Raw genomic sequence first — 13834 nt, forward strand, 5'->3', positions numbered from 1 at the left:
TAATCCAAGCCTTTCCCCCGATTGCGAACACACCATGACCCCGATCCAACTCGACCATACCGCCAAAGTGCTGGCTGAAATGCTGACCTTCAAACAGCCTGCCGATGCCGTTTTGTCCGGCTACTTCCACAAACACAAAAAACTCGGCAGGCAAGACCGCCACGAAATCGCCGAAACCGCCTTCGCCGCCCTGCGCCATTATCAAAAAATAAGTGCCGTCCTGCGCCGTCCGCACGCCCAGCCGCGCAAAGCCGCGCTTGCCGCACTCGTCCTCGGCAGAAGCACCAACATCAGCCAAATCAAAGACCTGCTCGACGAAGAAGAAACTGAGTTCCTCAGCAGCCTCAAAGCACGCAAAACCGAATTTTCAGACGACCTCCATACCGCCGCCGAATTGCCGCAATGGCTGGTGGCGCAACTGCAAAAACATTTTCATTTTAACGAGGAAGAAATCCTCGCATTCGGCCGCAGCATCAACCAAGCCGCGCCGCTCGACATCCGCGTCAACACGCTCAAAGGCAGACGCGACAAAGTGCTGCCCCTGCTTCAAGCCGAAAGCCCCGATGCAGAAGCCACGCCCTATTCCCCTTGGGGCATCCGCCTGAAAAACAAAATCGCCCTCAACAAACACGAATTGTTTTTAGACGGCACGCTTGAAGTTCAAGACGAAGGCAGCCAGCTCCTCGCCCTGCTTGTCGGTGCCAAACGCGGCGAAATCATCGTCGATTTCTGCGCCGGCGCAGGCGGCAAAACCCTCGCCGTCGGCGCGCAAATGGCAAACAAAGGCAGAATCTACGCCTTCGACATCGCCGAAAAACGCCTTGCCAACCTCAAGCCCCGCATGACCCGTGCCGGACTGACCAACATCCACCCCGAACGCATCAGCAGCGAACACGACAGCCGCATCGCCCGACTGACCTGCAAAGCCGACCGCGTTTTAGTCGATGCCCCCTGCTCAGGTTTAGGCACGCTGCGCCGCAACCCCGACCTCAAATACCGCCAGTCGCCCGAAACCGTCGCCAAACTTTTGGAGCAGCAACACAGCATCCTCGATGCCGCCTCCAAACTGGTCAAACCGCAAGGCAGGCTGGTTTACGCCACTTGCAGCGTGTTGCCCGAAGAAAACGAAATGCAGGTCGAACGCTTTTTGGAAGAACATCCGGAATACGAACTCCTCGACTGCGCCGAGCTGCTCGCCGGTTTGAAAATCGATTTGGACACCGGCAAATACCTGCGCCTCGATTCGGCAAAACACCAAACCGACGGATTCTTCGCCGCCGTTTTGCAGCGTAAGGAATAAGTGTTCAAATAAGGCGTAAACACATAAAAGGTCGTCTGAAAAACCGGATTCGGGTTTTTCAGACGACCTTTCTCAATCCCACCAAGCCGCAGCTTGAACTTTGCCTGCAAAATCAGCCAATCAGATTTGGAATCGGACAATCAGGTATTTTCGCGGGAAAACTACGCTACATTTTGCAGCTATTGCAAACATACTTAACTTTGAATGCAGCATGTCATCCAATTCCGTCATTCCCGCGCAGGCGGGAATCCATCGTAAAACTTGAGAAACCTTGATTTGAAGAACAGTTTCTGAATTTCAAAAATGGATTCCCGCCTGCGCGGGAATGACGGCTGATGACGATGACGGATGTCGTATTAAAAACCAATACACTAGGTCAACATTCATGCCCGACCTGCAAACGGCAAAGCAACGCTCAAAACACGAAAGGTCGTCTGAAAAACCGGATTCGGGTTTTTCAGACGACCTTTCGCAATCCCACCACGCCGCAGCTTGAACTTTGCCTGCAAAATCAGCCAAGCAAATTTGGAATCGGACAATCAAGTATTTTCGCGGGAAAACCTACGCTACATTTTGCGGCTATTGCAAACATACTTAACTTTGAATACAGCATGTCGCCCCATTCCGTCATTCCCGCGCAGGCGGGAATCCATCGTAAAACTTGAGAAACCTTGATTTGAAGAACAGTTTCTGAATTTCAAAAATGGATTCCCGCCTGCGCGGGAATGACGGCTGATGACGATGACGGATGTCGTATTATAGTGGATTAACTTTAAATCAGGACAAGGCGACAAAGCCGCAGACAGTACAAATAGTACGGCAAGGCGAGGCAACGCCGTATTGGTTTAAAGTTAATCCACTATAAAAACCAATACCTCAGGTCGGCATTCATGCCCGACCTGCAAATGGCAAAGCAGCACCCAAGACACGAAAGGTCGTCTGAAAACCCTTTCAGACGACCCCCTCTCAATTCAGTTGACCAACCTGCCCGCATTTTCAGACTCTTCCGCAGGCTCTTCCTCATCGCCCGTCGGCGGCGTTTCCACCAAATCGGGCAACACCAATTCGCCTAATTCCGTCAGTGGCGGCAGCTCTTCCAAGCTGTCCAACTGCAAATCGCTCAAAAATGTTTCCGTCGTCGCCCACAATGCAGGCCGCCCGATCGAATCACGATGCCCGATCACTTCAATCCAGCCCCTGTCCTGCAAGGTCTGCATCACGTTCTGCGACACCGCCACGCCGCGTATGCCCTCGATGTCGCCTCGCGTAACCGGCTGCTGGTAGGCAATAATCGCTAGCGTTTCCATCACAGCGCGGGAATAACGCGGTGCACGCTGTTCCTGAAGGCTGCCCAGCCGCTCGAAAGCCGCCTGCGCAATCTGAAACCGCCAGCCCTCGTGCGTATGCACCAGTTGCAACGCCCTATCCTGCCAACGCGTTTTCAACTGCGCCAATACATCAATTAATTTGTCCTGCGACAGCGGCGGCACACACAATTCGCGCATGGATTTTTCGTTTAGGGGTTCGGTTTGGGTCAAAAGCGCGGCTTCGATGAGCGCGTCGGGAGGGAGTTTTTCGTTCATGATTTAAGATTGTTGTTCGATATAACAAGTTTTCAGACGACCGCCAAGTGCTTAAAGGTCGTCTGAAAAACGGAAACAGCAGGATATGTTTGACAGGGCAAATTTAAATGAAGTACCTGTTTCGGCCTCTCATCGGAGCGGGAATGACGATGTGCGTTTTTCCTATTTTAACCTGCGGCACATTCGGACAGAAACCGTCTTTATCCCCCATGACAGGCTTCATAAAGCGGCAGCAAATCTTTCACCGTTTCGGCTATCCATTTTGCTACATCCTGTTTGCCCAAATCGTCGCGCTCGATGTGTTTGCCGATGCAGAAAAAGTCTTCGTCGTTTTGCAGTTTTCGGTCGGATTCGCTTTGCTGTGCGACGGTACGGTAGTCGTCATATTCGCTTTCCGCGCCGTGCCACATATCGAATGCGGCGTATTTTTCGGTATCGAAATCATCCAGCCAGCGGTTGTATTCGGGCAGCGCAATCGGCGATACGTCGGCTTTGTAGCAATGCCAGTCCAAGCTGACGCTCAGGCGGCGGCGGTTCAATAAAATCGATAAAATCGCGGCGGAGTTTTTGTATTGGGCGTATTTGAAGTAGGCGAAGAAATGGGCGCGAACCTGCCAGCCGTTACACCAGCGTTCGATATGCGGTGGGGCGAAAGGTTCGCCCAAATCTGCGGCGACCTGCTGTATCAGCTGCTGCCATATCTGCCAGTTTTCCTTGTAGTCGGCTTTGATTTGCGGAATGCTTTCGGGCTGGTATTTTTTGAGCTGGGCAAACTGGAAAAACGGGATATTGAACAAATCGCAGCTTTTGGGCGTCAGCATGGTTTGCTTCCTTTTCAGACGACGTGGTTGTGTTACGGGGGATACTGGGGTCGTCTGAAAATCTGTTTTCAAGTTTTCAGACGACCTTTGTTTGAAGAAACGGCAATCTGTAAACGACCTTATTTGCGCCGGCGCGCCGCCATGATTTCGCCGATTTCGGTCAGTTTTTCTTTGGGGATAAAGGTTTTGCCCATGTCGAACAAAGGCTCTTCAATCGCCAGATGCACATCGTAACCTGCCACAAAGCGTTTGAACGCTTCCGCATCGGGGATATAGGCGTTGTCTGCTTCGAGTTTGGCAAATTCGGCAGCCACGGCATCCCAGTTGCCATGTAGGCTCACATGTTGGCGCAAAAGCTCGCTCACGCTTTCTTGGGCTTGCGGCGCGTATTGCAGCAGCAGCGGGAAGAAGTTTTCTTCTTCGTCTTCATGGTGCAGCGGCGCGGCAACGTTGAAATACTGAGCGATTTGACGGATGGTTTGCAAAACAATCTGATTGCAGCCGTTTTCGGCGATGTAGTCCGACAGCATGTCGACTTGGCCGCAGAAACGGCGCACTTTGCCGTGGCAGGCATACAGCATTTCAATCGGTTCGGCAAAGGTAACGCTTTTAGTTTCAAACGGATTCATGGTTGTGTTCTCAATGAGTACTTTTCAGACGACCATTTTATAACAAAACAGCCTGCATAAAGCAGGCTGTCTGTATTCGGACGCTTAAGGCGGCTTAGTTCACCAAAGTAACGTCGCCTTTCATCAAAGCGCCGTGTCCTGGGAATGAGCAGTAGAATTTGTAGCTGCCGTCCGCCAGTTTTGCAGGATCAACGGTTACAGAAGTCTCTTCGCCGCCGCCGATCAATTTGGTATGACCCACGATACGGGCATCACCGGCTTTTACATAGTCGGCTTCGGCACCGGCAGAGGCGCCGTCTTTCAATACGCCATCCATGTCTTCTGCTTTGGAAATCACGATATTGTGACCCATGCCTGATTTAGGTTGGGTACCGGTGTGTTTCAGGGTGATGGTGAATTCTTTACAAGCTTTGCTGATTTGAATGTCTTTAGTGTTGAACTGCATATTGTCGTTGGATTCGACAGTAGTCGCGCAGTTGCCTGCGGCAGGTGCAGCAGCATTATCGGCAGGAGCCGCTTCGGAAGCAGGCGCATCGGCAGGCGGCGCGCTTTCTGCGGGGGCTGCTGGTGCGGCTTCAGAAGCAGCAGATGCAGTCGGAGCAGCGGGTTCGGCAGGTTTTGAAGCCTCTTGCGAACAAGCGGACAAGCCGATAACGGCAGCAGAAATCAGAGCCAAATAAGCTTTCATGTTTATCTCCTAATGATATGGTGAGAATATGTTAAGTTCCACAAAATAAAACCTGCGAATATATTAATAAACCGATATCGGTCTTGATATTTGCAAGTGGAAGAAGGATAGAAATGAAGCTGTATTCTGCTACAAGAAATCAAACAAATCCAAAGCTTGGCGGCTGTTTTACCTCAGTTTACACAATTAAGAATGCCTACTGTTTATGTCCTATTTCTTTAGTATTAGACCTTATCAGTCGGATGAAATATTTTTTAACTCTAATTAACAAACCTCGCAACTATTCCCAATCAGCGGCTGTGTTTGCGCACCAACTCCGCCAGCGCGGCAGCCAATTCAGGATGCTTGTCTTCCAATTTTGCCGCCGCCGCATCAAAACTCTCCAATGCCGCCCCGCTCAAATGCAGACTGTTGACCTTGGGTTGTGCCGGCGGCTTCGGCACGACTTTAACCGCCACATCTTGAATACCCGCGTTCAATTCCTGAAGCTGCGGCACAAGCGCGGGCAATATCATTTTCAGACGCGAGGCAGCCATACCGTTTGCCGCCAGCAACACCAGCCTGCCCTCTTCGATGCAGGCGGTTTGAAAGTGCGGATGCAGGTTTGCCGGAAGGATGCGTTTGACTGCCGCATCCAGCCTGCGCCATTGTTGCGACTGCTGCAACAATCCTGCCAACCGCGTATCCCGTTTGCCTAATTGTTCCAAATTCATATGTTTCAGACGACCTTTTCAAAATGTACGGTTGTATTATCAAGATTGAAATCCGGTAAAACTGCCTTTATTTCAAACGGCATGACTGCCTTGCCGCGAGGCTTGTGTTAAAATCCCCGTTTCGCCATTATTTTATATCAGGCGCAGGAACTATTTCATGCTAACAAACATTGCTAAGAAAATCTTCGGCAGCCGCAACGACCGGCTGTTGAAACAATACCGTAAATCCGTTGCCAAAATCAACGCACTCGAAGAACAAATGAAAGCCTTGAGCGATGCGGATTTACAGGCTAAAACAGCCGAATTCAAACAACGTCTTGCCGACGGTCAAACTCTGGACGACATCTTGGTCGAAGCCTTCGCCGTCTGCCGCGAAGCGTCCCGCCGCGTACTCGGTATGCGCCACTTCGACGTACAGCTTATCGGCGGTATGGTACTGCACGACGGCAAAATCGCCGAAATGCGTACCGGTGAAGGTAAAACCTTGGTCGCCACCCTTGCCGTCTACCTCAACGCCCTGTCCGGCAAAGGCGTGCACGTCGTTACCGTCAACGACTATCTTGCCTCGCGCGACGCGGGCATTATGGCGCCGCTCTACAACTTCCTCGGCTTAACCGTCGGCGTCATCATCGCCGATATGCAGCCGTTTGACCGTCAAAACGCCTACGGCTCCGACATCACCTACGGTACAAACAACGAATTCGGCTTCGACTACCTGCGCGACAATATGGTAACCGACCAATACGACAAAGTTCAGCGCGAATTGAATTTTGCCGTAGTGGACGAAGTGGACTCCATTTTGATTGACGAAGCGCGCACCCCGCTGATTATCTCCGGCCAGGCGGATGACAACATCCAGCTGTACCAAATCATGAACAGCCTTCCCGCGCACCTCATCCGCCAAGAAACCGAAGAAGGCGAAGGCGATTACTGGGTCGATGAAAAAGCACACCAAGTCATCTTGAGCGAAGCGGGTCATGAACACGCCGAGCAAATCCTGATTCAAATGGGGCTGCTGCAAGAAAACGACTCCCTCTACTCCGCCGCCAACATCGCCCTGATGCACCACCTCATGGCGGCCCTGCGCGCGCATACGTTGTTCCACAAAGACCAACACTACGTCATCCAAGACGGCGAAATCGTCATCGTGGACGAATTTACAGGTCGTCTGATGTCCGGCCGCCGCTGGTCCGAAGGTTTGCACCAAGCCGTCGAAGCCAAAGAAGGCGTGGAAATCAAACGCGAAAACCAAACCCTCGCCTCCATCACCTTCCAAAACTATTTCCGCCTGTACACCAAGCTCTCCGGCATGACCGGTACCGCCGATACCGAGGCTTTCGAGTTTCAAAGCATCTACAACCTCGAAACCGTCATCATCCCGACCAACCGCCCTGTACAGCGTAAAGACTTCAACGACCAGATTTTCCGTTCTGCCGAAGAAAAATTCGAAGCCGTCGTCAAAGACATCGAAGAATGCTACAAACGCGGACAACCCGTCCTCGTCGGTACCACCAGCATCGAAAACTCCGAGCTGGTCTCTCATCTTCTGCAAAAAGCCGGACTGCCGCACAACGTCCTTAACGCCAAAGAACACGAACGCGAAGCCCTGATTGTCGCCCAAGCCGGTAAAGTCGGCGCCATTACCGTCGCGACCAACATGGCGGGCCGCGGTACCGACATCGTTCTCGGCGGCAGCCTCAAACATCAAATCGAAGCCATCCAGTCCAATGAAAACCTGAGCGACGAAGAAAAAGCCGCACAAATCGCCGCCCTTGAAAACGGCTGGCAGGCAGAACACGACCAAGTGGTCGCAGCAGGCGGTCTGCATATCATCGGTACCGAACGCCACGAAAGCCGCCGTATCGACAACCAATTGCGCGGACGCGCAGGCCGTCAGGGCGACCCGGGCTCCAGCCGCTTCTACCTCTCGTTTGAAGACCCGCTGCTGCGCCTCTTCGCGCTCGACCGCGCCGCCGCCATCCTCAACCGCCTTGCGCCGGAACGCGGCGTCGCTATCGAACACGGCATGTTGACCCGTCAAATCGAAGGCGCGCAACGCAAAGTCGAAGGCCGCAACTTCGACATGCGTAAACAAGTATTGGAATACGACGACGTTGCCAACGACCAACGCAAAGTCATCTACCACCAACGCAACGAAATCCTCAACAGCAAAGACGTCAGCGATCTGACCAAACAAATCCGCGAAGAAGTCATCAGCGATTTGGTCGATCTGCACATTCCGCCCGACAGCATGGAAGAGCAATGGGACACCCCTGGGCTCGAAAGCCAGCTTGCCGCCGAGTTCCGCCTGCACGAAGACATCCAGTCGTGGCTCAAGGCAGACACCACCTTGGACAATCAGGACATCAAAGAGCGCCTGATTAAACGTGTTGAAGAAGAATACGCGGCAAAAGTCGAGTTGGTCGGTAAAAAACCGATGGCGGATTTCGAACGCAACGTCATGCTGCAAGTCATCGACCTGCAATGGCGCGAACACCTTGCCGCTATGGACTACCTGCGCCAAGGCATACACCTGCGCAGCTATGCCCAGAAAAATCCGAAACAGGAATACAAACGCGAAGCCTTCGCCATGTTTGAAAATCTGTGGCGCGGTATCAAGCATCAAACCGCTTCCCTCTTAGCCTCCGTCCAAATCGAGCGCAATACCGACGTAGAAGAAATTGCCGAACCCGCGCCTGTCGGCATCCAAACCATCCACTCCGAAGCACCCGACATGGAAGAACTGCTCGGCCAATCCCAAACCGATTTGGTTACCGAAGCGTTCGACCCCGACGGAACGGACTTCAGCCCCGAAGCGCTGACCGCCCAAGGCCGTATCGTTCACCGCAACGACCCCTGCCCTTGCGGCAGCGGTCTGAAATACAAACAATGCCACGGCAAACTAAGCTGATGACAGCTTAAACAAAAGGTCGTCTGAAACTTTTCAGACGACCTTTTCATTTTGGCAGGTTAATTTATAGTGGATTAACAAAAATCAGGACAAGGCGACGAAGCCGCAGACAGTACAAATAGTACGGAACCGATTCACTTGGTGCTTCAGCACCTTAGAGAATCGTTCTCTTTGAGCTAAGGCGAGGCAACGCCGTACTGGTTTAAATTTAATCCACTATATATCAAGACAAAACAATGAAATCTCAGACAGTACGAATAGAACTAAATCCATTTACTTTATGCTTTCAAACATTATAAAAATCACCCGCCTTGATTTCAGGTAAAGCGACAGAATACTGGTTTCTCCATACATACCGCCCACTCTGAGAACCGATGACTTCAACCATCTCATCTAAAGAGACACTGTCCACCGCAGCAGCTTTGCCTCTCCGATGGCATTCTGAACCATAAACACCTATGGCAAACTGGTCTGCCCCCTAAGCCAAAAGTCGTCTGAAAACCAAATTTCAAGTTTTCAGACGACCTTCCAATATCGCTGTTGCAAACAGATTACTTGGGCTGCCAAGAGTCTTTCAGCGTGACCGTACGGTTGAACACGGGATGCTCGGGGCTGTGGTCTTTGCGGTCGGTCACGAAATAGCCCAGACGCTCAAACTGCCAACGGCTCTCAGCAGGCAGGTTTTTGGCTGCGGGTTCGGCGTAGGCGGTGATTTCTTTGACGGACTCAGGGTTGAGGAAATCGGTGAACGGCAGATAGTTGCCGTCTTCGCCGCGCACGGCATCGGGACGCTCGACGGTAAAAAGTCGGTCGTACAGGCGGACTTTGATTTCGGCGGCGTGTTCGGCGGAAACCCAGTGAATCACGCCTTTGACTTTTCTGCCTTCGGGATTTTTGCCCAAGGTGTCGTGGTCGATGCTGCATTTGAGTTCGACAACGTTGCCCGCTGCGTCTTTCACGACTTCGTCGCACTTGATCACATAGCCGTGGCGCAGTCGTACTTCGCCGCCCGGTGTCAGGCGTTTGAAGCCTTTGGGCGGATTTTCGGCAAAGTCGTCTGCTTCGATGTAAATGGTTTGGGACACGGGGATTTCGCGCTCGCCCATTTCTTCGTGATTGGGGTGGAACGCGGCGCGGCGGCTTTGGGTTTTGCCGGCTTCAAAGTTGGTCAGTGTTACTTTGAGCGGGTTCAAGACCGCCATCAGGCGCGGGGCGGAGTTTTCCAGCTCTTCGCGAATCGCGCCTTCCAATACGCTCATATCGACGATGTTTTCAGATTTGGAAATACCGGCGCGTTTGGCAAACAGGCGCAGACCTTCGGGCGTGTAGCCGCGGCGGCGCATACCGGAAATGGTCGGCATGCGCGGGTCGTCCCAGCCGGAAACATGACCTTCTGAAACCAGTTGGTTCAGTTTGCGTTTGGAGGTGATGGAATACAAAAGCTCCAAACGGGAAAACTCGTATTGGCGCGGGCGGGTGGCGTGCGGCGCGGGGATGTTGTCCAACACCCAGTCGTACAGCGGGCGGTGGGCTTCAAATTCGAGCGTACACAAGGAATGCGTGATGCCTTCGATGGCATCGGAAATGCAGTGCGTGTAGTCGTACATCGGGTAGATGCACCATTTGTCGCCGGTGTTGTGGTGATGGGCGCGGCGGATGCGGTAGATGACGGGGTCGCGCATATTGATGTTGCCTGCCGCCATGTCGATTTTCAGGCGCAGGGTTTTGCTGCCGTCGGGGAACTCGCCGTTTTTCATGCGTGTGAACAGGTCGAGGTTTTCTTCGATACTGCGGTCGCGGTAAGGACTGTTTTTACCCGCTTCGGTCAGCGTGCCGCGGTATTCGCGCATTTCTTCGGGCGTCAAATCATCGACATACGCCTTGCCGTCTTTGATCAAACCGACGGCGTAGTCGTAAAGCTGGTCGAAATAATTGGAAGCGAAACGCGGCTCGCCTGCCCAATGGAAACCGAGCCATTCGACGTCTTCTTTAATGGAGTTGACGTATTCGTCGTTTTCTTTTTCGGGGTTGGTATCGTCGAAACGCAGGTTGCACAAGCCGTCGTAAATGTACGCCAAACCGAAGTTCAGGCAGATGGATTTGGCGTGGCCGATGTGCAGGTAGCCGTTGGGTTCGGGCGGGAAGCGGGTTTGGATGGCTTCGTGTTTGCCGCTTTTGAGGTCTTCTTCGATGATGGTGCGGATGAAATGGTTGTCCGCGAATTGGTCTTTATTGAGCATAATGGTTCTTTATTGGGAAGGGATTGGGTTTCATACGACGTATCTATAAAGGGTCGTCTGAAAAGGACTTTATTGTACCCGACTTGACTCTATCGTTATAGTGGCGCACTCAAAGCGGCACAGGTTCGGCAACCAGCCATTCTACGCCCGCATCGCCCAAAACCTTCTGCATGACGGCTTCAGGTACGCGGTCGGTAAATACTTTGTCAAACGAGCCGATATCGCCCAGTCTGACCAAGGCATTGCTGTTGAACTTGCTGTGGTCCACACCCAAATACCTGACCCGCGCATTGGTCATCATCGCCTGCATGACGCTGACTTCTTTATAGTCGTAGTCCAACAGCGAGCCGTCGCTTTCCACACCGTGCGTACTCATGACGGCATAATCGACTTTAAACTGATTGATAAAATCAACCGTCGCCACGCCCGTAATCCCGCCATCCAATGGGCGCACAACGCCGGAGGTGATGATGACGGTGTAGTCGGTGCGCGCGGACGTGATGGAGGCAACGTAAATATTGTTGGTGATAATCCGCAGGTTTTTGCGCTGCTTGACCAACTCGGCAGCAACAGCTTCCATCGTCGTGCCTATGCTGATAAACAGCGACGAATTGTCGGGAATGTGGGCGGCAATCAGGCGGGCGATGGCGTTTTTTTCATTTTGACAGTGGGTTCGCTTGCCCTGCGCCGCGCTGCCGGAAATATCGCCGACAGACGCCCCGCCGTGGTAACGCTTCAACTGACCGCTTTCGCTCAACTCCTGTATATCGCGGCGTATGGTCTGCGGGGTAACGTCCAAGGCTTCCGCAAGCTGCTCGACCGTCATGAAATGTTGCTCGCGCACGAGCGTGAGGATATGTTCGTGTCTCTGTATTTTCGGTTTCATCTGGATTCGTTTCCATTCGTTCCGGTTCGTTTGAATTCGGATTGTACGCCTTTTACCCAAAGCCGGAAAAGGCAGCCGTCGATTTGGCTTTTGCCAAAACCAAAGGTCGTCTGAAAACCTGAATCCCGGTTTTCAGACGACCTGTTTATATTGCAAACCGTTTACCAAGTCGTTACGAATTGTTCCAAATCGGTATTTTTCGCACCGCCCCCTTCTTCCACAGGAGAGCCGATCATCATCAGCCCGATAATCTTGTCTTTGTCCGAACAACCGAATGCTTCGCGCAAGAGCGGGCTGTTGACCCACATTCCCGTAATCCACACATTGTCGAAGCCCTGCGCGGAAGCGGCAAGCTGCAACCCGTAGGCGGCACAGCCCGCGCTCAACATCTGTTCCCATTCGGGTTTGGGCTTCGCCACTTCGCGATTAGGCGCAAAAGTTACGCCGATAACCATCGGAGCCATATTGCCCACCCGCTCGGCCTTTCTCATAACATCGTCGCCAAAATTCAACTCGGTAACGGTCTGGCACAAAATTTCGCGAAAACGTTGCAATCCTTCCGCGCTTTGAATGACGGTGAAGCGGAACGGACGCATATTGCCGTGATCGGGAACCTGCGTAGCGGCTTGCAGCATTGCTTCCAGTTGCTCTGCGTTCGGCGCGGGAGCAGTCAGTTTTTTAGATGAACGACGTGTGGTGAGAAGGTGTAAAGCGTCCATTTTTTTCTTTCGAATCAGTTAAAACAGCGGATTTTATAGCACAAAGCGAATTGAAACACCATGTTTGAAAATGCGGCTGAAAGGCAGAGCAATGCGACAGGTGCCAAAATCGTTACATAAATAGAGGCCGTTAATCTGCCGCCTCCAATATAAAGGTCGTCTGAAAACAAGCGCGGCAAATTTTCAGACGACCTTTATATATAGAAATAAAATCCTTAGCCGTAACGCCGTTGGAAATCGCACATAAAGTCTGCCAACGCCTGTATGCCTTCGAGCGGCATGGCGTTGTAGATGCTGGCGCGCATGCCGCCGACAGTTTTATAGCCTTTGAGCAGGCACAGACCCTGCAGTTCGGCTTCGAGGACGAAGCGGCGGTCGAGTTCGGCTGAGGTGGTTTGGAAAACGACGTTCATTTTCGAGCGGGCATCGGGGCGGATTCGGTTGACGTAGAAGCCGCCGCTGCCGTCGATGGCGTCGTAAAGCGTTTGGGCTTTGATGTTGTTGACGGCTTCGATTTTCTTCACGCCGCCTTGTGTCAGCAGCCAGCGGAAGACTAAACCTGACATATAAATGGCGTAGGTTGACGGGGTGTTGTACATGCCGTCGCGGTTGATGTGGGAACGGTAGTTGAAGACGTCGGGAATGCTGTCGGGGCAGCGGTCGAGCAGGTCTTCACGGATGATGACGACGGTTGCGCCGGCAGGGCCGATGTTTTTCTGTGCGCCCGCGTAAATCAGCCCGTAGTCAGAAACGTCAAATTCGCGCGAGAGGATTTCGCTGGACATATCGCAAACGAGCGGCGGCAGGTCGTCTGAAAGTTTGGGAACGGTTTGGTATTGCAGGCCGTTGACGGTCTCGTTGATGACGAAGTGGACGAAGGCGGAGTTTTTGTCTATGTCCCAAGTTTCGACGGGCGGCAGGGCGGTATAGTCGAATTGTTCGCCGCCGTGCGCAGCCAGCCGGATTTCGGCATCGGTCAGGCGGCTCATTTGTTCGTAGGCGATGCGGCTCCAGTTGCCCGTTACCACTGCGTCGGCGGACGGGAAGCCATGTGCCAAGTTCATGGCAACCATGTTGAATTGCGTGGTTGCGCCGCCTTGCAGGAACAGGATTTTGTAGTTTGAGGGAATGTTCAGCAGCGTGCGCAGGTCTTGTTCGGCGTGATGGAGGATGCTGAGGAACATTTCCGAGCGGTGGCTCATCGCCATGACGGGGAAGCCTGTGCCGTTGTAGTCGAGCATTTCTTGTTGTGCGGTACGCAATACGGCTTCGGGCAGGACGGCGGGACCTGCGGAAAAGTTGTAGATGGGGCGGGCGGACATGGCGAGGCCTTTTTGTTTCGAT

12 protein-coding genes are annotated in these 13834 nt (G+C 52.8%); 2 read left to right on the forward strand and 10 right to left on the reverse strand.

The features are described from left to right. Positions 1–34 precede the first annotated feature (34 nt). Entirely contained in the window at positions 35–1300 is a 1266-nt protein-coding gene (locus NSCA4_RS0110090) for an RsmB/NOP family class I SAM-dependent RNA methyltransferase (protein WP_016688012.1), read from the forward strand. Positions 1301–1683: 383 nt separating this feature from the next. On the opposite strand, the gene NSCA4_RS15590 is transcribed toward NSCA4_RS0110090, so the two are convergent. The 6 genes from NSCA4_RS15590 to NSCA4_RS0110115 form a co-directional block, all read right to left on the reverse strand. Beyond that, a complete protein-coding gene (locus NSCA4_RS15590; RefSeq protein ID WP_176621485.1) occupies positions 1684–1839 on the reverse strand; it encodes a hypothetical protein in 156 nt (51 codons plus the stop codon). Between the two features lie 432 nt (positions 1840–2271). Beyond that, positions 2272–2883, reverse strand: a complete 612-nt coding sequence (scpB, locus tag NSCA4_RS0110095) for an SMC-Scp complex subunit ScpB (protein WP_016688013.1) — start codon at positions 2881–2883, stop codon at positions 2272–2274. Between the two features lie 200 nt (positions 2884–3083). Next, complete coding sequence (locus NSCA4_RS0110100; RefSeq protein WP_016688014.1) at positions 3084–3704, reverse strand: HI_0552 family protein; 621 nt, start codon at positions 3702–3704, stop codon at positions 3084–3086. A 119-nt stretch (positions 3705–3823) separates the two neighbouring features. Continuing rightward, positions 3824–4333 (reverse strand): hemerythrin domain-containing protein, encoded by a 510-nt coding sequence (locus NSCA4_RS0110105; protein ID WP_016688015.1) that lies wholly within the window; start codon positions 4331–4333, stop codon positions 3824–3826. A 94-nt stretch (positions 4334–4427) separates the two neighbouring features. Then, the gene (gene azu / locus NSCA4_RS0110110) at positions 4428–5021 is read right to left on the reverse strand and encodes an azurin (RefSeq protein ID WP_016688016.1); all 594 of its coding nucleotides are present in this window, start codon (positions 5019–5021) and stop codon (positions 4428–4430) included. 290 nt (positions 5022–5311) lie between these two features. Beyond that, positions 5312–5734 (reverse strand): DciA family protein, encoded by a 423-nt coding sequence (locus NSCA4_RS0110115; RefSeq protein WP_016688017.1) that lies wholly within the window; start codon positions 5732–5734, stop codon positions 5312–5314. Positions 5735–5891: 157 nt separating this feature from the next. On the opposite strand from NSCA4_RS0110115, the gene secA reads away from it, so the two are divergent. Next, positions 5892–8645, forward strand: a complete 2754-nt coding sequence (gene secA / locus NSCA4_RS0110120; RefSeq protein WP_016688018.1) for a preprotein translocase subunit SecA — start codon at positions 5892–5894, stop codon at positions 8643–8645. 551 nt (positions 8646–9196) lie between these two features. Here the strand turns inward: secA and NSCA4_RS0110125 are convergent. The 4 genes from NSCA4_RS0110125 to serC form a co-directional block, all read right to left on the reverse strand. Further along, positions 9197–10885 carry a glutamine--tRNA ligase/YqeY domain fusion protein gene (locus NSCA4_RS0110125; RefSeq protein ID WP_016688019.1) on the reverse strand — a complete coding sequence of 563 codons (1689 nt, stop codon included), beginning with the start codon at positions 10883–10885 and terminating at the stop codon, positions 9197–9199. Positions 10886–10994: 109 nt separating this feature from the next. Then, positions 10995–11771 (reverse strand): DeoR/GlpR family DNA-binding transcription regulator, encoded by a 777-nt coding sequence (locus NSCA4_RS0110130; protein WP_016688020.1) that lies wholly within the window; start codon positions 11769–11771, stop codon positions 10995–10997. A 161-nt stretch (positions 11772–11932) separates the two neighbouring features. Then, positions 11933–12490, reverse strand: coding sequence for a nitroreductase family protein (locus NSCA4_RS0110135; protein WP_016688021.1), 558 nt, complete (start codon positions 12488–12490; stop codon positions 11933–11935). Positions 12491–12705: 215 nt separating this feature from the next. Next, positions 12706–13812 (reverse strand): phosphoserine transaminase, encoded by a 1107-nt coding sequence (serC, locus tag NSCA4_RS0110140; protein ID WP_016688022.1) that lies wholly within the window; start codon positions 13810–13812, stop codon positions 12706–12708. Positions 13813–13834: the final 22 nt, after the last annotated feature.

Source organism: Neisseria sicca 4320 (assembly GCF_000193735.1).
Taxonomy (GTDB): domain Bacteria; phylum Pseudomonadota; class Gammaproteobacteria; order Burkholderiales; family Neisseriaceae; genus Neisseria; species Neisseria sicca_E.